Origin of the sequence: Chachezhania antarctica, assembly GCF_003646465.1 — a bacterium.
GTDB classification, from domain to species: Bacteria; Pseudomonadota; Alphaproteobacteria; order Rhodobacterales; family Rhodobacteraceae; genus Chachezhania; species Chachezhania antarctica.
Map to the genome: position 1 here is coordinate 16,508 of NZ_QZEX01000007.1, position 19,995 is coordinate 36,502.

Sequence of the window (19,995 nt, forward strand, 5' to 3'; positions counted from 1 at the left end):
TATGAGCGAAGAAGATGAGTCCCAATATGAAATCGACCTAACCCTGCTTGCAAACTTCACGCACCAAGTCATCAATCCTCTGAACGGTGTTGCCGGAACGCTAGACAACCTAGTTGATGGAACAATCGGTGAGAATCGGCGGGAACAGCGCATGAAAGCTGCACGAGCTCAGCTTGAGGGCGTAATTACTCTGGTGAGAAATCTTGCTTATCTTTCTTCCGCGCAATACGAGGCAGGCCAGCCGAATAGGAGGATCGCTCTCCCTCAAGTTATCATTGAAGCTGCAATGTACTATCAGGAGGAGGGTAGTGCCAAGAGGGTTTCAATCGACTTGTTGGATAAGCGAGCGAACAATCGTGTTCCAGGACACCCAGAAGCCTTAAGGCAAGTTCTCATGAACTTGTTCGATAACGCGGTTAAATACAGTGCGACGGATAGTCAAATAGTGGTCAGGCAGTGGATACAGACCAGTACTGGTGATGCTGTAATTACCGTGAGAAATACCCCCAGAAATTTGATCTCAGGAGCCGAAATTAGAAAGGTCTTCGATCTTGGATTTCGAGGAGAGAACGCTCGAAGAAGCATCGCTTCCGGAACCGGTTTAGGTCTATACATTTGCAAACTCCTTATGGAGGATCGCCTGCATGGATCAATTTCCGTTCAGCGGGATGGTGACGGAATACTATTTACCTTGAAGATACCAAACGGGGAGGCCGACAATGGCCGCAACAACTAAAGAGAAAACAATTCTCCTGATGGATGATGAAGTCTTCAATATCCAATGGCTCATTGATTTCCTTGAGGCCAAAGGATTTGACGTCATCGCACTACCCGACGCCGAAGGCGCGATACAAGAGATCTCTAAGGAGATTTATCGAGCTTTAGTCTTGGATCTCAACGTGCCCATCTCATCTTCACTAACGAATGGCCCCGGCGTCAAGAAGGCCGTCTATCAAAAATACCCTGGTCTACAGGTCGCTTGGCATGCCCGCAATGCAGGCTACAGAGGTCGACAGGTAATTATCTACACAGTTCATCGCGATCCTGAAGTGGAGCATGAAGCACGGATTATGGATTGCACCTACATTCTGAAAGGCAGACCAAAAGATCTGAAAGAAGAGATAATGGCAGTCATCTCCTTTGATCCAACTACGCCCCCTAGTAACTGACTCGCAGAGGCCACAAGTCTTGGTCTTGCAGTGCCAATGTGGCGATCAGTGCTTCAAGTTCCGGGTTCTGCGTCGCACGACGCTGAATAACGCGATCTTTGAGGCGACAGGTTGGCCACCGTGATTGATCAAGCCGTGGCTAACTGCGACTTGCGGTAGTCCCAGCTGGCTTCAGATGGCCGCTTCGTTGCGCCCAGCTGCCGTTTGTCCAGGACTCAGCGAACGACCGCTCCCCGCTCTCCCTGCCCATGAACCTCATGTCAGTGTCTACTAAATGTAGGTAGCACACGGGCTGCTCGGAACCGTTGGGCAACGCGGAAATCGCGACTGTTTTAGCACAGGTCGTCTCCGAGCTGAGAACATCGTATCAACGTGCGGCAAAGGAGTGGGCAAAACTGCGAAGTGCGCCGTGGTTCATTGAACCTGACTGAACCGGAAAAGGTGGGTGAATGGCGCATCTGGTCGCTTTTAAGAACAGTGCCTTGGCCAAAAGATCAGTAGCTTGGCGACCTGTCGCTTCGTTCACATCGAAGATGTCAGGAGTTCAAATCTCTTATCACCCACCATTCTTCTACCGCAGGCCGTTGCCGGGCACCAAGTTGCCCCTCGCCCGCGGTACCCTGTTCCCGGCCCTATTGAACGAATGACCCGCCCAGGAGGCTCTGCCCCCGTCCGGGCCTGCAGCCCGGTCTCCCCCGGAGTATTTCCGAAAAGAAGAAATGGAAGAGTTCCCGGCTTCTTCTTTCTTCAAATTCTCCTGCCGGAGGCATCCGACAGTGAAGCCGGGCGCATGCAGTCGCAGTTGCAATGGCGGTGGGACGCGGGGGCCGGGTGTGGCGGAGCCATGCGCAGGCATCATGGCCGGTTTCCGCAACTGACTTCTCAAGATTTGGTGCAGGCTCTTCCGTATGCCGACTATCCGTGCGATAGGCTACGCGCCAAACGCTATTCTGCCTGCGGAGACCAATATGCAGATTCGTGAGGCTCTCACATTCGATGATGTCCTGCTCGTTCCGGCCGCCTCTTCGGTGCTGCCATCCGATGCAGATGTGCGCACCCAGGTGACCCGTGACATCGCCATGAACATCCCCCTTCTGTCCAGCGCGATGGATACGGTGACGGAATCCCAGATGGCGATCACCATGGCCCAGGCCGGGGGGATCGGGGTGATCCACCGCAATCTGGATATCGAGGCCCAGGCGCAGGAAGTGCGTCGGGTCAAGCGGTTCGAAAGCGGGATCGTCTACAACCCGATCACGCTGCATCCCGACCAGACGCTGGCCGACGCGCAGGCGCTGCGCGAACGCTACAAGGTCACGGGTTTTCCCGTGGTCGACGATCACAACCGCGTCGTGGGCATCGTGACCAACCGCGACATGCGCTTCGCCTCGGACGAACGGACGCCGGTGCGGGTGATGATGTCGTCGACCGACCTCGCGATCCTGCACGAACCCGCCGACCGGGACGAGGCGATCAGCCTGATGAAATCCCGCCGGATCGAGAAGCTGCTGGTCACCGACGGCAAGGGCAAGCTGACGGGGCTTCTGACGCTGAAGGATACCGAACAGGCCGTGCTGAACCCGACCGCCTGCAAGGACGCGCTTGGCCGTCTGCGGGTCGCCGCGGCCTCGACCGTGGGCGATGCCGGCTTCGAGCGGGCCCAAGCGCTGGTGGATGCCGGTGTCGACCTGATCGTGATCGACACGGCGCATGGCCATTCCGAAGGTGTGGCGCGGGCCGTGGAGCGCGCGAAGCGGCTGTCGAACGAGGTCCAGGTGATCGCGGGCAATGTCGCCACGGGCGAGGCCACGCGCGCACTTATCGGTGCGGGCGCCGATGCGATCAAGGTGGGGATCGGGCCCGGCTCGATCTGCACGACGCGGGTCGTGGCAGGCGTGGGCGTGCCGCAACTGACCGCGATCATGGATTGTGCGGCCGCGGCCGGTGACGTGCCGGTGATCGCGGATGGCGGCATCAAGTTTTCAGGCGATTTCGCCAAGGCCATCGCGGCGGGCGCATCCTGTGCGATGGTGGGGTCGATGATCGCGGGCACCGATGAAAGCCCGGGCGAGGTGATCCTGTACCAGGGCCGCAGCTTCAAGAGCTACCGCGGCATGGGCAGCCTTGGCGCGATGGCACGCGGGTCGGCCGACCGGTATTTCCAGAAAGACGCGGCGTCGGACAAGCTCGTGCCCGAAGGGATCGAAGGCCAGGTGCCCTACAAGGGCGCGGCCAGCGCGGTGATCCACCAGCTGGTGGGCGGTCTGCGCGCGGCGATGGGCTATACCGGCTGCGCCACGGTGGAAGAGATGCGCCGAAACTGCGAATTCGTGCGGATCTCGAACGCCGGGCTGAGCGAAAGCCATGTGCACGACGTGCAGATCACCCGCGAAAGCCCCAACTACCGGGCGATGTAGGCCGCTTATGACCCCTGGCGCGCGGGCCCAGACGGCAATCGAGATCCTCGACCAGGTGCTGACAGGGGCGCCAGCGGAACAATCGCTGACCGCTTGGGCGCGCCGCAGCCGCTTTGCAGGCTCGGGCGACCGGGCGGCCGTCCGCGATCATGTGTTCGACGCGCTGCGCTGCCTGCGATCCTGCGCGGCGGCGGGCGGGCAACCGACCTCCGGGCTGGCAGAAGATCCGGCAACGTCCGGACGCGCGCTGATCCTTGGGCTGATGCGACTGTCGGGGGAGGATCCTGATCGGATCTTCACCGGGGAAGGCTATGCCCCGCCGCCCCTGACGGATGCCGAGAGGGCAGGGGGCGCTTCAACGCTGGATGCCCTGTCGCCCGAGGATCAACGGGATCTTCCCGACTGGCTCTGGCCCCTGTTCCGCGACAGCCTGGGCGACGATGCCGAAGCGGCGGCGCGGGCCTTGCGGCAGCGCGCCCAGGTCCATCTGCGGGTCAACACGCGCAAGACGGACCGCGCCGGGGCCATTGCCCGTCTGGCCGGCGACGGGATTGAGGCCGAACCTCACCCGGCCGCAGACACCGCGCTGCGGGTGACCGAAGGCGCGAGGCGGATCCGCAATGCAGCCGCGTTCACCGACGGGCTGGTCGAACTGCAGGACGCCGCCAGCCAGGCGGTCTGCGCCGCCTTGCCATTGAGCGACGGACTGCGCGTGCTGGACTATTGCGCCGGCGGCGGGGGCAAGACGCTGGCGATGGCGGGGCGCGCCAATCTGAAGCTCTTTGCCCATGACGCCGATCCTCGACGCATGCGCGACCTGCCAAAACGCGCGGCGCGCGCGGGGGTGGAGGTGACGTGTCTTGAAAGCGCGGACCTTGCCGCTGCGGGACCGTTCGATCTTGTGCTGTGCGATGCGCCCTGTTCGGGCAGCGGGGCGTGGCGGCGATCGCCCGAAGCGAAGTGGCGGCTGACGCCGGACCGGTTGGAAAAGCTGCAAGCGACCCAGTCGGAGATTCTCTGCGACGCCGCGAATCTGGTCGCAAGGGGCGGCCATCTGGCCTATGCGACCTGCTCCGTTCTTTCAGCGGAGAATAATAATAAAGTTCATGAATTTGTCGAAGAAAATTTTGACTGGAAGATCAATTTTTCCAGATCTTGGGGTTTGATTGCTTCTGATGGCACCCCGGATTCCGCAAGTGCCGACGGATTTCATCTTTCTACAGTTGAGTACTGTTGACGCACCCAGCGGAAACGAAGACATTTCAATGACAGAATATGATGTCGAGTTGCCGCGCTGCTCCAAGCGTAGTTCACCACCCCTTAACGGGTGATGCGCGAAATGTCCGTAAATCCTCATCGGACGGAGGAAATGGTGTACAACGATGCTGCCTTAACGGTTCCGGACTTGCGGGTGGACACGCCATCGCTTGCGCGGGTTGCGCTTGCGGCGATCGTGTCGCTTTCGTGCATCATTGCCGGTTTTCTGGGAGCGCTTCCGCCCTTTCTGGCCTTCGCCCTGTTTGCCGTCGGTGCGACGGGGCTGCTGACCGTCGCCCTTGTCGCGATTCGATTGCGTATACGATTGCGCGAACAGCAGGTCGCCCTTGGCGCGCTGAGCGGGTTCATCGAACGGGACACCGCACCGGCCTTCATCACCGACGATGACGGGGTGATCTTCGCCCAGAACGAAGCAGCCACCCGCCAGTTCGACAGCGCCGACGAAGACGCGATGTCGGCGGTCCTGCGCGGATTGTTCGCCAATCCCTCGGCCGTGCTTTTCCGGTTAAGGACCCGCGCCGGCGCCGAAGGCATGGCGTACGAGGACCTTATGACCCGCCGCGGCCACATGCGCCTGACCGCCCACGCGATCGGGCAGGGCGGTTTCCTGTGGCGGTTGCAGGATGTCGCGTCCTCGGGGCAGGCGGTGGGGCTGGAACATTACCCGTTCCCTGCGCTGACGCTCAGCCGCTCGGGCCGGATCCTGGGGCTGAACCTGCCCGCGCAGAAGATCCTGGGATCGGAATCCGACAGGGTCGATCACGTGTTCCGGAAATGGCCGCCGCGCAGCGGTTCGCTGAACCGGATCGACGGAATCAACGGCCCGATGGACGTGGCCATTGCCTATCTGGGCGGATCGGCCGGGCGCGAGAACTGGATGCTGGTGCCCGTGGGCGAAGGTGCGCCGGGCGCGGGGAACATCGATTCGCTGCCGGTGCCGCTGGTGGAAATTGCCGCCGACGGACGCATCCTGCAGTCCAACTGGGCCGCCGCGTCGCTTCTGATGATCGAACCGGGAGAAGAGCTGCGCGCCGAGGACCTGATGCAGGGGCTGGGCCGCCCGGTCAGCGAATGGGTGCGTGATGCGGCCTCCGGGCTGACCGGCAAGAATTCCGAATTCCTTAAGCTGCGCCGTCCGGAGCGCGAGGTCTTCGTCCAGGCATCGCTGAACCGCGTGGGCGAGGGCGACGACATCCACCTGATGGCGGTCCTGAACGACGCGACCGAGCTGAAGACCCTGGAAGCGCAGTTCGTGCAAAGCCAGAAGATGCAGGCGATCGGGCAGCTCGCGGGCGGCGTGGCGCACGATTTCAACAACCTGCTCACGGCGATCTCCGGCCATTGTGACCTGCTGCTGTTGCGTCATGACCCGGGCGATCAGGATTACGGCGATCTTGTGCAGATCGTTCAGAACGCGAACCGCGCCGCCTCGCTTGTCGGGCAGTTGCTGGCGTTCTCGCGCAAGCAGACGCTGCGGCCCGAACTGCTGGATCTGCGCGACACGCTGGCCGATCTGACCCATCTGCTGAACCGGCTGGTGGGAGAGCGGGTGACGCTGACGCTCAGCCACGATCCGGTGCTGAAATCGATCCGCGCCGACAAACGGCAGCTGGAACAGGTGCTGATGAACCTTGTCGTCAACGCCCGCGACGCGATGCCCGACGGGGGCGAGATCCGGATAGAAACCGAAGTCGTGATGCTGACCGAACCGCTGAAACGAGACCGGGCCACCGTGCCGCCGGGCGAATTCGTGATGCTGCGCGTGGCCGACGAAGGCAAGGGCATCCCGTCGGACAAGCTGACCAAGGTGTTCGAGCCATTCTACACCACCAAGCGCACGGGCGAGGGCACCGGCCTGGGCCTGTCGACGGCCTACGGGATCGTCAAGCAGTCGGGCGCGTTCATCTTCGTCGACAGTGTCGAGGGCAAGGGCACCGTCTTCACGCTGTACTTCCCGGCCTTCGATGCCAATGCCGACATGCCAGAGGTGCCCGATCAGGAAGAAGTGAAGGCCCCGGCGCGGCAGGGCGAAGGCGTCGTCCTGCTGGTGGAAGACGAACCGCCCGTGCGCGCCTTCGCCTCGCGCGCCCTGCGCCTGCGCGGCTACACGGTGCTGGAGGCCGAGTCGGGCGAAGACGCGCTGCGACAGCTGGAGGACCTGTCGCTGAACGTCGATATCTTCGTGACCGACGTTGTCATGCCGGGGCTCGACGGGCCAAGCTGGGTGCGCAAGGCGCTGGAGGAGCGTCCCGACGTCCGCGTCGTCTTCGTGTCGGGCTACGCCGAGGATGCGTTCGGGGACAGCGGGCCCACGGTGCCCAATTCCGTTTTCCTGCCGAAACCGTTCTCGCTCAACCAGCTGACCGAAACGGTCTACCAGCAGCTCGCCTGAACTGGCGCGCTGCAGCGGTACGGTAACCTTACATTAACCAATATCTTCAAAAGTGAATCGCAGGGCCGGGGTTCAGCCCCCGGACCTCACGGTCCCCCAGCCGTGCTTGGTGCACATGGCGCCAGATCGCGACCGGCTCGCCCCCCTCTGAGCCGGCGCGATCAGCGCCGTGGTGTTCAACGGTTCGGCTTGGGGAGGCAGATGATCGGGTGGGTTTCGCGCGAGTTCTCCACGGCGCTGTTGGCGCTTTGTGGATAATTCGATTGAAATGTTCTCCTTTTGGTCTTATTTAGAACAAGAGGTGAACGAAGCATCAATTGTCGCCCCCTTGCGAGTGTGACAATAAGGAAAGGACCGAAACAGGCTATGGCGGATCTCCTGACAATGGGCAGCAAAACGAACCCTGACAAGCAGAAGGCGCTCGACAGCGCGCTGGCACAGATCGAACGGCAGTTCGGCAAGGGCTCGATCATGAAGCTGGGCGGCGACAATCCGGTAAAGGAGATCGCGTCGTCTTCGACCGGGTCGCTTGGGCTCGACATCGCACTGGGAATCGGCGGCTTGCCGATGGGCCGGATCATCGAAATTTACGGGCCGGAAAGCTCGGGCAAGACGACTCTGACGCTGCACTGCATCGCCGAACAGCAGAAAAGCGGCGGCATCTGCGCCTTTGTCGATGCGGAACATGCGCTCGACCCGCAATATGCCCGCAAGCTGGGCGTCGACCTGGACGAGCTTCTGATCTCCCAGCCCGACACCGGCGAACAGGCGCTCGAGATCACCGACACGCTGGTCCGTTCGGGCGCGGTGAACATGGTGGTGGTCGATTCCGTGGCCGCGCTGACGCCAAAATCCGAACTTGAAGGCGACATGGGCGATTCGAGCGTCGGCGTGCAGGCCCGCCTGATGAGCCAGGCGATGCGCAAGCTGACCGGCTCGATCAGCCGGTCGAAATGCATGGTGATCTTCATCAACCAGATCCGGATGAAGATCGGCGTCATGTTCGGGTCGCCGGAAACGACGACCGGCGGCAACGCGCTGAAATTCTATTCCTCGGTCCGGCTCGACATCCGCCGCATCGGCGCGGTCAAGGATCGCGACGAGATCGTGGGCAATGCCACGCGCGTGAAGGTCGTCAAGAACAAGGTCGCGCCGCCGTTCAAGCAGGTGGAATTCGACATCATGTATGGCGAAGGCATTTCCAAGACCGGCGAATTGCTGGATCTGGGGGTGCTGGCCGGCGTAGTGCAGAAATCGGGTGCCTGGTTCAGTTACGGCGACGAACGGATCGGGCAGGGGCGCGAGAACGCCAAGCAATACCTGAAGGACAACAAGCGCATCGCCTTCGAGATCGAGGACAAGATCCGTGCCGCGCATGGGCTTGAATTCGACATGCCCGAAGGCGGCGGCGACAGCGACGACGGCGATATCCTGGAGGCCTAACCGGCCTTGCGGGGGCCGGCCTCTTCGGTCGGCTCCCACCCCATGTCATGCGACAGCCAGCTTTCGAGCGATTCAGGCTTGATGAATTCGTGCAGGACTCCCGATCCCGCAAGATCCGCCATGAACGTGCCGGCCGCATCGGCCGTTCGGAAGTCGTGGAGCACCATGATCTCGTTCCGGTCGGCCACGCCGTAGTGGACGGATTCCGACAACACGCCCCAGTTCTGACGAAACTCGGCATTTGCGCCATACTCTCTGCGGAATGCATCGAAATCCGTGGTGGTGAAACGAATGAAAAGACGGGCCATGATGTCCCCTGTGTGCGGTGATGAAGCGGCCTGTTAGCCGATGCTCTGCGTGATCCAGACGTCCGATGCCTCCGGCACGGTGACTTCGGAGGCCACGCCCGAGGCTTTCAGATCGGCCAGAAAGATGCCCGCAGCGTCCATTGTGTCGAAGTCGTGGAACATCGTGATGTCCTGCGGATCCACGCAATGGCGATAGGCCCCGTGATCACGCACGCCCCAGGTCTGCCGGAATTCGGCGTTTTCCTGGTACAGGTTCTGCCACTGGACCGGGTCGGCCACCCTGAAACGAAAATAGACGCGGATCATCCTATCTCTCCGATATGGGACGAGCCTAGGCGGAACCCCTTAGAAACCGGTAAACGGGCGGCTGCGAGACGCCCCCGGTGGACAGGCTTCGCGCAGGTGGGTATGTGGAACGGCACCCTGAATTCCGCGTCGAAGGCCCGCCCCCATGCCCACCGTTAACGATATCCGGTCTACCTTTCTGAACTACTTCCAGAAGAACGGCCACGCGGTCGTCCAATCCAGCCCGCTTGTCCCGCGGAACGATCCCACGCTGATGTTCGTCAACTCGGGCATGGTGCAGTTCAAGAACGTCTTCACCGGTGTCGAGCACCGCGATTATTCGCGCGCCACGACGGCGCAGAAATGCGTCCGCGCCGGGGGCAAGCACAACGATCTTGATAACGTGGGCTATACCGCCCGCCATCATACCTTCTTCGAAATGATGGGGAATTTTTCGTTCGGGGATTACTTCAAGGAACAGGCCATTCCCTTCGCGTGGGAGATGGTGACCAAGGAACTCGACATCCCCGCCGACAAACTGCTGGTCACGGTCTACCACACCGATGACGAAGCCGCCGATCTTTGGAAGAAGGTCGCGGGCCTGCCCGACGACCGCATCATCCGCATCGCGACGGATGACAATTTCTGGATGATGGGCCCGACCGGCCCCTGCGGCCCGTCGTCGGAGATCTTCTTCGATCACGGCGATCACATCTGGGGTGGGCCTCCGGGCAGTCCGGACGAAGACGGCGACCGTTTCGTCGAGATCTGGAACATCGTCTTCATGCAGCACGAACGGTTCGAGGACGGTTCCCAATCCGACCTCCCGCACCCGTCGATTGATACCGGCATGGGGATCGAGCGCGTGGCGGCGCTACTGCAGGGGACCAACGACAACTACGCGACCGACCTGATGCGTTCGCTGATCCTGGCGAGCGCGGAGGCCACGAGTTCCGACCCCGACGGCCCGGGCAGCGTGCATCACCGGGTGATCGCGGATCACCTGCGGTCGACATCTTTCCTTATGGCCGATGGCGTGATGCCATCGAACGATGGCCGCGGCTACGTGCTGCGCCGGATCATGCGGCGCGCGATGCGTCATGCGCATCTGCTGGGGGCCAAGGATCCGGTGATGTACCGGCTGGTGCCCGCGCTGGTCCGCCAGATGGGCGCGGCCTACCCGGAGCTCGGCCGCGCCCAGGCGCTGATCGAGGAAACCCTCCGGCTGGAAGAAACCCGCTTCAAGCAGACGCTCGACCGCGGGCTGAAACTGCTGGACGATGAACTGGCCGGCCTGCCCGGGGACGCGAACCTGCCGGGCGAGGCGGCGTTCAAGCTTTACGATACCTACGGCTTCCCGCTCGACCTCACGCAGGACGCGCTGCGCGAAAAGGGCAGGGCGGTCGATACCGATGGCTTCGACAAGGCCATGGCCGAACAGAAGGCCAAGGCCCGCGCGGCGTGGTCCGGTTCGGGCGAGACGGCGGATGCGACCGTCTGGTTCGACGTGGCCGACGAACACGGCGCCACCGATTTCCTGGGGTACGAGACCGAGACGGCCGAGGGCCAGATCGTGGCCATCGTGGAAGGCGGCGCGCTGATCGACAAGGCGGGCAAGGGCGCCACGGTCCAGATCGCCCTGAACCAGACGCCGTTTTACGGTGAATCCGGCGGGCAGGTCGGCGATACCGGCGTGCTGAAGACCGATACCGGCACGGCCACGATCACCGACACCAAGAAGACGGCGGGCGTTTTCATCCACATGGCCGAAGTGACCGAGGGCGAAATTGCCAGCGGCGAACCGGCCATGCTGGAGGTCGATCACACCCGCCGTACCGCCATCCGCGCCAACCATTCGGCCACGCACCTGCTGCACGAAGCGCTTCGCGAAACGCTGGGCGATCACGTGGCGCAGCGCGGCTCGCTGAATGCGCAGGACCGTCTGCGGTTCGATTTCTCCCACGCCAAGGCGCTGACGGTCGAGGAGATGGCCAAGGTCGAACGCGACGTGAATGCCTTCATCCGGCAGAACGCCCCTGTCGAGACGCGGATCATGGCGCCCGACGACGCGCGTGAGATCGGCGCGCAGGCTCTGTTCGGAGAGAAGTACGGGGACGAGGTCCGCGTGGTGTCGATGGGCATGCAGCCGGGCTCGGGCAAGGGCGCAGACAAGGCGACCTATTCGCTGGAACTGTGTGGCGGCACCCATGTGAAACAGACGGGCGATATCGGCGCCTTCGTGACGGTGGCCGACAGCGCGTCCTCCGCCGGTGTGCGCCGGATCGAGGCGCTGACCGGGCAGGCGGCCCTGGATTACCTGGCCGGTCAGGGCGAGAGGCTGGCCGAAGCGGCATCGGTCCTGAAATCCGGCGTGGCCGAGGTGCCCGAGCGTGTGAAGGCCCTGCTGGAGGAACGCAAAGCGCTGCAGGCCGAGGTCGCGCAATTGCGTCGCGAGGTGGCGATGTCGGGCGGCGGTCAGGCCGCGCCCGAAGCGAAGGACGTGAACGGCGTGCCGTTCCTCGCCCAGGTGCTGACCGGCGTCACGGGCAAGGACCTTCCGCCGCTCGTCGACGAACACAAGACGCGGTTGGGCACGGGCGCGGTGCTGCTGATCGCCGATACCGGCGGCAAGGCGGCTGTTGCGGCGGGCGTCACGGATGACCTGAAAGACAGGATCTCGGCCGTCGACCTCGTCCGTGCGGCGGTCGAAAAGCTGGGCGGCAAGGGCGGCGGTGGCCGGCCCGACATGGCGCAGGGCGGCGGGCCGGATGCAACGGCCGCCGATGCGGCGATCGCGGCCGCGGAAATAGTACTGGGAGAGAAATGATGGGCGCTCTTTGGATCACCAATGTCCACGTGACGGACGAAGAAAGCTACGGCAAATACGCGAAACTGGCGGGCCCCGCCATCGCCAAGCATGGCGGGACGTTCCTTGTCCGCGGCGGGCGCTACGTGCAGCTTGAGGGTCGCGAGCGCGCCCGCAATGTCGTGGCGCAGTTCCCCAGTGTCGAGGCGGCGGTGGATTGCTACAACTCCCCCGAATACCAGGAGGCTCTTTCGCACGCGAAGAACGCCTCCGAACGCGACCTCGTGGTCGTGGAAATGGTCGAATAAGTCAGTACGGGTTCTTCGGGGCCCGGTCTTCCGACAACGACCCTTGCCGGCGCAGAACCAGCAGTTCGATCGCGTCGGCGAGGTGGCTTTCCTGAATGTTGTAATCGCCGGCCTCCACCCGCTTGCGGTGCGCCTCGATCATGACATCGGCATGGGTGCAGCCCACGGGCGGCTCGAACCGGTAGCTGGCCAGTTCGATCAAGAGGCCCATCGGGTCCTTGAAGTAGATCGAATCCATGAAACCGCGGTCTTTCACGCCGGAATGCCCGATCCCGCGTTCGTCGAGCCGCGTTACGGCCTGGCTGAACGTGGCCTTCGAGACGTTGAAGGCCAGGTGGTGGACACAGCCCGGATCGGTCGGCGTGCGGCGCTTGTCGGGCGTCCGGGTCTCGTTCGTGAAGACGGTGATCAGCCGCCCGTCGCCCGGGTCGAAATACAGGTGCCCCTCGTCGGGATTGTCGAGGTTGGGCTGGTCGAAGATGAAGGGCATGCCCAGAAGGCCTTCCCAGAAATCGATGCTCGTCTGACGGTCGGCCCCGGTCAGCGTGATGTGATGGACGCCTTGTGCCTGCAATTTTCGCATGTCTGTTCCTCCCGTTTGGCCCTTGGAAGGTAGCACGAAGCGCTGTCCGAGAAACCGATCGTCGCGCGCAGGTAACGTGCGTGGCAGAACAGCTCGGGTTCACCACAGAGATGGGCCCGCCATCCCTGCAGACCCACCATCGTCTGGTTTGGGCCTGAGCGCTCACGCCCCTCCCGTCAAGGGCAAGCCGCGCTGGCGCGCGGGGCTGCGCCGCCTTGACGGGAGGGCCGCGACCGCTCCTGCTGGCCCCAGGCGACGGTGGCTCCGCAGGGATGGCTTTGGGTGATCCATGTGGACCGGGCAGGCGCGCGCCCCTGTTCTTCTTTTCCCAAATACTCCCGCCGGAGGCATCCGCCCATGGGCCGCGTCCGACCGGCCCGGAACAATTGCCGTAGGGTGCGTGGTCCCCACGCACCGCCACTGGCCTTCAGGGGCGCACGATCCGGTTGATGAGCGTGCCGATCTTCTCGATCTCCAGTTCGAACGTGTCGCCCGGTGCCAGTTTGCGGCCCTGTTCCAGCCCGCAGCCGGTGCCGACGGTGCCGGAGCCGATGACCTCGCCGGGGTAGAGCGTCTCGGACGCTGAGATATGCGCAAGGATCGCGCCGAAATCGTGCTGCATCGCGCGGGAATTGCCGCCGCCCCAGCGCTCGCCGTTCACCCGCAGGTCCATGTCGAGCGCTATCGGATGGTCGACCTCGTCTGCCGTCAGGATGTAGGGGCCCAGGATGTTGCCGGTGTCGAAATCCTTGCCCTTGGCGGGGCCCAGCTGGCCCGGCATCTCCTTCGATTGCGCGTCGCGGGCCGAGACGTCGTTCAGGATGGTGTAGCCGAAGATGTGGCGGGCGGCGTCGTTTTCCGGGATGTCCTTGCCCTGTTTCCCCAGCACGATGGCCAGCTCCAGTTCGACGTCCAGGAACTCGGCGTAGGCGGGCCAGATCACGTCCTGTCCGTGGCCGATGAAGGACATGCGGTTGCCCTTGTAATAGATCGGCTGATCGTACCAGACGGGCGGGATCGCGCCCTTGGGGCCGCCCATCGTCTCGAACGCGGCCAGGCAATTGGCGAGGTGCTCTTCGAAGACCAGGCAATCGCGGTACTGGACGGGAAGTATCGGCGGCAGGTAGCGGACGGCGTTGGGGTCCAGCAGATCGCTTTGCGGGGCGTCCTCCAGCAGGCCCCGGGCTTGGTCCAGCCCGACATCGCCGGTTTCGATCAGGGTCAGCATGTCCTTGAACGCCGCAGCCCCTTCGCCGCGGGCGTGGGCCTCGGCCGTGAGGTCCAGAAGCCAGTTGTCGGCGGTCAGGGCGATCAGGCGGGGCACGCCCGCGACCTCTACTGTTCCAAGGCGCATGGGGTCACTCCTCGATGATGGCGACGGCGCGGACGAATCCGGCCGAGGCGCCCTTGATCTTGAACGGGAAGCACGAGACGGTGAAGCCCGTGTCGGGCAGCTGGTCGAGGTTCGTCAGCTTCTCGATGTGGCTGTACCCGATCTCCATCGAGGCGCGGTGGCCTTCCCAGATGATCGACGGGTCCTTTTCCTCCGCGAACTTCTGGGCGGTGTGGAGGAAGGGGGCATCCCAGCTCCATGCGTCCGTGCCGGTCACGCGGACCCCGCGTTCCAGCAGGTAGAGCGTCGCCTCGCGCCCCATCCCGCATCCGCGGGCGACGTAATCGTCATGGCCGTACCGGGCGCCGGCGGCGGTGTTGACGACGACGATGTCGAGCGGCTGCAGCTCGTGCCCGATGCGCTTCAGCTCGGCTTCGACATCGGCGGCGGTGCAGACATATCCGTCGGCCAGGTGGCGGAAATCCAGCTTCACGCCGGGGTTGAAGCACCATTCCAGCGGCACCTCGTCGATGGTCCAGGCGCGTTCACCGCCATTCATGGTGGAATGATGGTGATAGGGCGCGTCCAGATGCGTGCCGTTGTGGGTCGAGACGCGCAGTTGTTCTACCGCCCAGCCTTCGCCTCCCGGCAGGTCGTCGCGGGTCAGCCCCGGGAAGAAGGACAGGATCTGGTCGGCGGACTGGTCGTGGGCGATGTAGTCGATCTCGGGCAGGGCCATCGGCGGGTCCGAGGCGATGCCAGACTCGAGCGCGACAGAGATGTCGATGAATTTACGGGGCATTGGGAACCCTCCTACAGAAGACCGGTGGCAATAACGGGGAACGCGAGGACGAGGCCCAGGACCATGAGCATCATCAGCGCGAAGGGGGCGGCGCCGGCGAAGATATCGCCGAGCGTGATCGTGGGGTCGTCGAGCGTCGACTTGATGACATAGACCGAGAGGCCGAACGGGGGCGTCAGCAGGCCGATCTCGATCGCGATGACGGTGACGATGCCGAACCAGATCAGGTCGACATTCATGGGCGCCAGCACCGGCAGCATGATCGGCACGAGGATCAGCATGATCGAGGAGCTGTCGAGGATCATTCCCAGCGCCACGACGATCAGGATATAAAGCAGCATCAGCCCCATCAGCCCAAGGTCGGCATGGGCGGCGAGTTCGCCGAACCCCGCGGGGATGCCGGAGAACGCGAGCATGCGGGCATACATCTGGGCCGCGATGATCAGGAAGCAGACGGCGGCGGTGACAAGGCCGGTTTCGACCAGCACGCGCCAGAGGCCCGCGAGCGTCAGGGACCGTTTGGCGAAGCCTATGACCAGAGCGCCGATGGCGCCCATGGCACCGGCTTCGACCGGGGTGAACCAGCCGCCGTAGATGCCGCCCAACACGTAGACGATCAGGATGGCGATGGGCAGGCCCTTCACCAGCATCTGGCGTGCGGTGAGGCCGGGGATTTCGTCCCCCGCCTCGCGATTGGGCTGCACGTGGCCCGGCAGGAAGATCGCGCCCAGCACCACGCCGATGCCGAAGACGCAGGCCAAAAGCAGGCCTGGGCCGATGCCGGCAAGGAAAAGGTGGCCGATGCTCTGTTCCGTGATGACGCCGTAGAGGATCAGCAGGAGCGACGGCGGGATCAGCATGCCCAGCACGCTTGAACCTGCAACCACGCCCACGGCGAAGCGCGCGGTGTAGCCGTGGCGCAGCATCTGCGGCACGGCGATGCGGGTGAAAACGGCGGCCGACGCGATGGAGATTCCCGTGATCGCGGCAAAGATCGCGTTGGCGCCCACGGTGCCCACGCCCAGCCCGCCGCGCAGCCGTCGGAAGAGCGTGTTGGCCACGTCATAGGCATCGCGCCCCATGCCGGATTCCGAGACCACGAAGCCCATCAGCACGAAGAGCGGCACGACCCCGAAATAATAGCTTTGCAGCGTGTCATTGGCCGACAGCGCCAGCAGCTTTCCGGCCAGTTCGGGTGAGCCCTTGATCGCCCAGACGCCGCCGAAGGAACAGGCCATCAGCGCGATGGGCACCCAGAGGCCGAACAGCACAAGGACCCCCATGGCGGCAAGTGCGATCAGTCCGATCTCGAACGGGGTCATGCCTGCGCCTCCGCGGGCGCCAGGAATCGGCGGAGAATACGCACCACGAATTGCAGGATCAGGACGGAACAGCCCACCATGATGATGCCCTTCACCGGCCACGTGGGCGCGGTAAAATCACCGATGGCGCCCACGAAATCGCCTCGGCGCCACGAGCGTTCGAAAAGCGGCCAGGTGGACGACACGATCATCCAGATGATGAAGATGGCGATCAGGTCGAATACGGTCTCCAGCCACCGCGCGACGCCGGGCCAGCGCGCGGTGATGCGGTCCAGCACGGCGTCCGACCGGGTCAGGCGCCCGGCGCGCATCGCGGCCGGGATCTGCAGGAAGACGATGGCCACGATGGACAGGCTCACCATTTCCGGCACGCCGGGCAGGGGCGCGCCCAGAAGGCCGCGCCCCGCCACGTCGGCACCGATCATCACCATCAGCCCGACGATCAGGATCGAGCCTGCGATGTTCAAGCCTTGCGTGACGACGTCGAGGAGTTTCCCCGCTGCCGTCATTCCTTGTCCCAGTCGCGCAGCGGGACAGCCCCGGCGGCGCGCATTTCTTCCATGTAGAGGCTCAGCATCTCGGTCGCTGGAAGTCCCTGGCCGTCAAGCTGGGTGGCCCAGGCCTTGGCGACGTTGTCCATGTTGTCGGCCCATTGCTGGCGCATCTCGGGCGGTGCGTCCTGGATCGTGGCACCGGCTTCGCCCATCTTGTCGAAGGCTATGGCCACGAATTTCTCAAGATCCGAAATGTACCATTCGGCCGCCGCATCCGCGCCTTCATGCAAAGCTTGCTGGACCTCGGTCGGCAGGCCCTCGTACCAGTCCAGGTTGGCCCCCAGGACGCCCGCGAATTGTGCGCCAAGGCCCAGCTTGGTGATGTGTGGCGCGACCTCGTGCAGCTTGCCGGGCAGGGCGGCGGAGGCGAAGACCAGCACGCCGTCATACACGCCGGTCTGGATCTCGTTGTAATAGGTCGTCAGGTTGCCCGACACGCCCACCGCGCCCGTGCCCGACAGCCAGTTGACGGCAGCGCCGGGCGCGGCGATCCGGCGGCCTTCCAGATCGGCCATGGAATTGACCGGAAAATTCGTCATCAGCAGGTAATCGTCGATGACGGTGGGCGAGCCCAGGTAGACGATGTTCTCGTCCTCGTAGGCTTGCTGCATGCCTTCTTCCTCGGTGTGCAGTTTGGCCATCAGCGTCTGGATCGCGCGCGGGTCGTCGGTGACGAAAGGCGTGTAGTAGGTGACGTTCTGCACCGCCAGCTTCGCGGGATCGAAGAGCGACTGGATCGTCCCGATTTCGGCCAGCCCTTCGCCCACGGTCTCCAGTTCCTCTCCCACCTTGGCGATGGAGCCGCCGAACTGGTTGTCGAAGTCGACCGTGTAGTCGGTGCCTTCAAGGGCCGCGTTGACGGCGGGCTCGAACACCTCGGGCAGAACACGGACCCAGCGGAAGACGGGCGGATGGCCCGCGACGACGGTGGCAGTGATGGTTTCGGCCATGGCCGATACGGGGGCAAGCGCCATGGCGCCGGCCAGAAGGCAGTGTTTCAACACGGGGTATCCCCTCCCAATTGGCGGCCGGATGAAGGTCCGGCCTGATCTTCGCGCATCGCGGCCCCCCGGCACGTGCGGCCGGTTCAAGGCGGAGAGGCGGGTACATCGATTTGCGGACTCCTCTTCCCGCGGATCGACTCAGGACCGTTGCCTACCAGCGAAACGCCCGGCAACGATACAGACGCCGGTGGCCCGATCAAGCGTCGGAGTCGGAGTGCTCCGTCGCGTCACGGGTTCGCGGCGTGTCGTCTTTCTGCGGATCTTCGGCCAGGATATCGGTGACCGTGGTCTGCAGTTTTTCGCGCAGGTCGGGGTCGACTTCCGTCAGGTTGATCACCAGCCGCGTGCCGCCGTCGGTCAGGTCATAGGGGGCGCGCTTGACGTGCAACAGGTCCATCTCCACCCGGTAGGGCCGGACCTTGCGGGTGATGCCCTTGATGTCGAATTCCGCCATCGACGCGGCGGGCACGAAATCGCGGACATGGCCGTAGGTTTCCGAACTCATCACGATGCCGCCGGGCTCGGCCAGGCTTTCCAGCCGCGCGGCCAGGTTCACCTCGGCCCCGATGATGGTGTAATCCATCCGGTCGTTGGATCCGAAATTGCCCACGTTGCAATAGCCCGTATTGATCCCGATGCGGATCCGGAAGGGCCGGGTGAAGCCGGCATCGTGCCACTTATGCTCCAGTTCCAGCATGCGGGCCTGCATCTCCAGCCCCATGCGCACGCAGGCGCGGGCGTCTTCCGCCACGCCCATCGTCGTGGGATCGCCGAAGAAGGCCACGATGGCGTCGCCGATGAACTTGTCGATGGTCGCCCCGTGCTTTGCCGCGATCCGGGTCATTTCCGTGAAGTATTCGTTCAGGACCTGCGTCAGATCCTCGGGCTGCATGCCTTCGGTGGTCGAGGTGAAATCCTTGATGTCCGAGAAGAAGACCGTCAGCTTCTTCCGCTCGGTCGAGATCGAGGCATCCCGTTCGCCCGCGAAGATCGACCGGTAGACCTGCGGCGGCAGGTATTTCGAGATGCTGGTCGAGATCTGCGCAAGGAACGCGTTCTTGTCGGCCAGCTGCGCGTTCATGCCGGAATAGGTCTTGGCCAGCCGGTATTGCAGCGTGGCCACGATGGCGCCCAGGGTGCCGGCGACAAGGATGTAGATCAGGATGAACCGGAACGACCATATGCCCAGCGTCACGGGCTGAGTGACCGAGATCACCTGAAGCCCCCTTACATCGCCAACCTTCCAGTCGTGCTTGGGGCTTTCGGGGTGGCTGTTGTGGCAGGTAACGCACGGCCCTTCCATCAGGACCGGGGTCGCCATGACGACGCCATGGTCCAGCAGGTTACCGGTATGTTCGACCATCACGACATGGTCTTCCGGGTCTTCGCGGAAATGCGCCAGCGCGCGTTCCTCGAAATCGGTCAGCTTGTGCGAGGTCCGGTGGCCGAAATGTTCGTCCGACACGAAGCGGAAATCGGCGCCGCCTTCCATCGCGCTGATGATCTTGCCCAGTTCGATCGCCATGGTCTGCGGGATGGGGATCGCGTTGGGGACATCGCGGAAATTATGGACGGACAGGACCTGCCCGGTGGCGGTGTCGACGCGGGAGATCACGTTGTCGGTGTAGTACTCCTGCATCGCGTCCACGATGCGGTGAATGCCCTGCGCCTGATGGTAGAGCGAGGTTTCGGACATCTCCTCGAGATCGAGCCAGACGACCAGCGGCAGCCCCAGAACCGAAACGATGACGACGGCGGCCAGCCAGAGCGGCCGCTCGAGCAGGGCCCGTCCGATGTTGTCCAGTTTGCTCATGTACCGACTGCCCCTGAACCTTCTACGCATCGACGAAAAATACCGCCGACGTGCTGCGCAGTTTACGCAGTTCCGCCGACGCCGCCAATGGGTGTCGGCGCGCGCGGGGCTTCCGTGGATATCCAGGGACCGGAGAGGCCCACTGCCGTAGGGTGCGTGGTCTCCACACACCGTAACC

At 63.5% G+C, this 19,995-nt stretch carries 17 protein-coding genes and 1 tRNA gene; 9 read left to right on the forward strand and 9 right to left on the reverse strand.

Annotation, left to right across the window (positions count from 1 at the left end; translation table 11 throughout):
• Window position 1: 1 nt before the first annotated feature.
• The 7 genes from D4754_RS14535 (at window position 2) to recA (ending at window position 8,699) form a co-directional block, all read left to right on the forward strand.
• Window positions 2-736: a sensor histidine kinase gene (locus D4754_RS14535; RefSeq protein WP_121064840.1), complete on the forward strand. Its 735-nt coding sequence runs from the start codon at window positions 2-4 to the stop codon at window positions 734-736.
• On the forward strand, window positions 720-1,169 hold the full coding sequence (locus D4754_RS24020) for a response regulator (protein ID WP_163025926.1): 450 nt from the start codon (window positions 720-722) through the stop codon (window positions 1,167-1,169). The genes D4754_RS14535 and D4754_RS24020 overlap by 17 nt, the downstream gene beginning before the upstream one ends.
• Before the next feature lie 443 nt (window positions 1,170-1,612).
• Window positions 1,613-1,735: transfer RNA gene (locus D4754_RS24025), tRNA-Val, on the forward strand.
• A 402-nt stretch (window positions 1,736-2,137) separates the two neighbouring features.
• Window positions 2,138-3,586, forward strand: coding sequence for an IMP dehydrogenase (gene guaB / locus D4754_RS14545; RefSeq protein ID WP_121064842.1), 1,449 nt, complete (start codon window positions 2,138-2,140; stop codon window positions 3,584-3,586).
• 7 nt (window positions 3,587-3,593) lie between these two features.
• A complete protein-coding gene (locus D4754_RS14550) occupies window positions 3,594-4,823 on the forward strand; it encodes an RsmB/NOP family class I SAM-dependent RNA methyltransferase (protein ID WP_121064844.1) in 1,230 nt (409 codons plus the stop codon).
• A 132-nt stretch (window positions 4,824-4,955) separates the two neighbouring features.
• Window positions 4,956-7,256 carry a hybrid sensor histidine kinase/response regulator gene (locus D4754_RS14555; RefSeq protein ID WP_121064846.1) on the forward strand — a complete coding sequence of 767 codons (2,301 nt, stop codon included), beginning with the start codon at window positions 4,956-4,958 and terminating at the stop codon, window positions 7,254-7,256.
• A 366-nt stretch (window positions 7,257-7,622) separates the two neighbouring features.
• The gene (gene recA, locus D4754_RS14560) at window positions 7,623-8,699 is read left to right on the forward strand and encodes a recombinase RecA (protein WP_121064849.1); all 1,077 of its coding nucleotides are present in this window, start codon (window positions 7,623-7,625) and stop codon (window positions 8,697-8,699) included.
• On the opposite strand, the gene D4754_RS14565 is transcribed toward recA, so the two are convergent.
• Both D4754_RS14565 and D4754_RS14570 read right to left on the reverse strand, forming a co-directional pair.
• On the reverse strand, window positions 8,696-9,007 hold the full coding sequence (locus D4754_RS14565; protein ID WP_121064851.1) for a hypothetical protein: 312 nt from the start codon (window positions 9,005-9,007) through the stop codon (window positions 8,696-8,698). The genes recA and D4754_RS14565 overlap by 4 nt on opposite strands.
• Window positions 9,008-9,040: 33 nt before the next feature.
• Window positions 9,041-9,313 (reverse strand): hypothetical protein, encoded by a 273-nt coding sequence (locus D4754_RS14570; RefSeq protein ID WP_121064853.1) that lies wholly within the window; start codon window positions 9,311-9,313, stop codon window positions 9,041-9,043.
• A 145-nt stretch (window positions 9,314-9,458) separates the two neighbouring features.
• Here D4754_RS14570 and alaS point away from each other — a divergent pair, with 145 nt between their 5' ends.
• Window positions 9,459-12,119 carry an alanine--tRNA ligase gene (alaS, locus tag D4754_RS14575; RefSeq protein WP_121064855.1) on the forward strand — a complete coding sequence of 887 codons (2,661 nt, stop codon included), beginning with the start codon at window positions 9,459-9,461 and terminating at the stop codon, window positions 12,117-12,119.
• Complete coding sequence (locus D4754_RS14580) at window positions 12,119-12,406, forward strand: DUF1330 domain-containing protein (RefSeq protein WP_163025927.1); 288 nt, start codon at window positions 12,119-12,121, stop codon at window positions 12,404-12,406. The genes alaS and D4754_RS14580 overlap by 1 nt, the downstream gene beginning before the upstream one ends.
• Window position 12,407: 1 nt before the next feature.
• Here the strand turns inward: D4754_RS14580 and D4754_RS14585 are convergent, their stop codons facing one another.
• The 7 genes from D4754_RS14585 to D4754_RS14615 form a co-directional block, all read right to left on the reverse strand.
• Complete coding sequence (locus D4754_RS14585; RefSeq protein WP_121064859.1) at window positions 12,408-12,989, reverse strand: VOC family protein; 582 nt, start codon at window positions 12,987-12,989, stop codon at window positions 12,408-12,410.
• A gap of 427 nt (window positions 12,990-13,416) precedes the next feature.
• Window positions 13,417-14,343, reverse strand: coding sequence for a fumarylacetoacetate hydrolase family protein (locus tag D4754_RS14590; RefSeq protein WP_121064861.1), 927 nt, complete (start codon window positions 14,341-14,343; stop codon window positions 13,417-13,419).
• Between the two features lie 4 nt (window positions 14,344-14,347).
• Window positions 14,348-15,124, reverse strand: coding sequence for a cyclase family protein (locus D4754_RS14595; RefSeq protein WP_121064863.1), 777 nt, complete (start codon window positions 15,122-15,124; stop codon window positions 14,348-14,350).
• Between the two features lie 11 nt (window positions 15,125-15,135).
• Window positions 15,136-16,446, reverse strand: coding sequence for a TRAP transporter large permease (locus D4754_RS14600; RefSeq protein WP_121064865.1), 1,311 nt, complete (start codon window positions 16,444-16,446; stop codon window positions 15,136-15,138).
• Window positions 16,443-16,955, reverse strand: coding sequence for a TRAP transporter small permease subunit (locus D4754_RS14605; protein ID WP_121064866.1), 513 nt, complete (start codon window positions 16,953-16,955; stop codon window positions 16,443-16,445). Before D4754_RS14605 ends, D4754_RS14600 begins: the two co-directional genes overlap by 4 nt.
• Window positions 16,952-18,004 (reverse strand): C4-dicarboxylate TRAP transporter substrate-binding protein, encoded by a 1,053-nt coding sequence (locus D4754_RS14610; protein WP_240453892.1) that lies wholly within the window; start codon window positions 18,002-18,004, stop codon window positions 16,952-16,954. Before D4754_RS14610 ends, D4754_RS14605 begins: the two co-directional genes overlap by 4 nt.
• Before the next feature lie 196 nt (window positions 18,005-18,200).
• Entirely contained in the window at window positions 18,201-19,817 is a 1,617-nt protein-coding gene (locus D4754_RS14615; protein WP_163025928.1) for an adenylate/guanylate cyclase domain-containing protein, read from the reverse strand.
• Window positions 19,818-19,995: the final 178 nt, after the last annotated feature.

What these genes read in the sequence shown, in the direction of transcription:
- D4754_RS14535 (WP_121064840.1), top strand. Translation starts at nt 2, where the DNA reads ATGAGCGAAGAAGATGAGTCCCAATATGAAATCGACCTAACCCTGCTT.
- D4754_RS24020 (WP_163025926.1), top strand. Translation starts at nt 720, where the DNA reads ATGGCCGCAACAACTAAAGAGAAAACAATTCTCCTGATGGATGATGAA.
- guaB (WP_121064842.1), top strand. Translation starts at nt 2,138, where the DNA reads ATGCAGATTCGTGAGGCTCTCACATTCGATGATGTCCTGCTCGTTCCG.
- D4754_RS14550 (WP_121064844.1), top strand. Translation starts at nt 3,594, where the DNA reads ATGACCCCTGGCGCGCGGGCCCAGACGGCAATCGAGATCCTCGACCAG.
- D4754_RS14555 (WP_121064846.1), top strand. Translation starts at nt 4,956, where the DNA reads ATGGTGTACAACGATGCTGCCTTAACGGTTCCGGACTTGCGGGTGGAC.
- recA (WP_121064849.1), top strand. Translation starts at nt 7,623, where the DNA reads ATGGCGGATCTCCTGACAATGGGCAGCAAAACGAACCCTGACAAGCAG.
- D4754_RS14565 (WP_121064851.1), bottom strand. Translation starts at nt 9,007, where the DNA reads ATGGCCCGTCTTTTCATTCGTTTCACCACCACGGATTTCGATGCATTC.
- D4754_RS14570 (WP_121064853.1), bottom strand. Translation starts at nt 9,313, where the DNA reads ATGATCCGCGTCTATTTTCGTTTCAGGGTGGCCGACCCGGTCCAGTGG.
- alaS (WP_121064855.1), top strand. Translation starts at nt 9,459, where the DNA reads ATGCCCACCGTTAACGATATCCGGTCTACCTTTCTGAACTACTTCCAG.
- D4754_RS14580 (WP_163025927.1), top strand. Translation starts at nt 12,119, where the DNA reads ATGGGCGCTCTTTGGATCACCAATGTCCACGTGACGGACGAAGAAAGC.
- D4754_RS14585 (WP_121064859.1), bottom strand. Translation starts at nt 12,989, where the DNA reads ATGCGAAAATTGCAGGCACAAGGCGTCCATCACATCACGCTGACCGGG.
- D4754_RS14590 (WP_121064861.1), bottom strand. Translation starts at nt 14,343, where the DNA reads ATGCGCCTTGGAACAGTAGAGGTCGCGGGCGTGCCCCGCCTGATCGCC.
- D4754_RS14595 (WP_121064863.1), bottom strand. Translation starts at nt 15,124, where the DNA reads ATGCCCCGTAAATTCATCGACATCTCTGTCGCGCTCGAGTCTGGCATC.
- D4754_RS14600 (WP_121064865.1), bottom strand. Translation starts at nt 16,446, where the DNA reads ATGACCCCGTTCGAGATCGGACTGATCGCACTTGCCGCCATGGGGGTC.
- D4754_RS14605 (WP_121064866.1), bottom strand. Translation starts at nt 16,955, where the DNA reads ATGACGGCAGCGGGGAAACTCCTCGACGTCGTCACGCAAGGCTTGAAC.
- D4754_RS14615 (WP_163025928.1), bottom strand. Translation starts at nt 19,817, where the DNA reads ATGAGCAAACTGGACAACATCGGACGGGCCCTGCTCGAGCGGCCGCTC.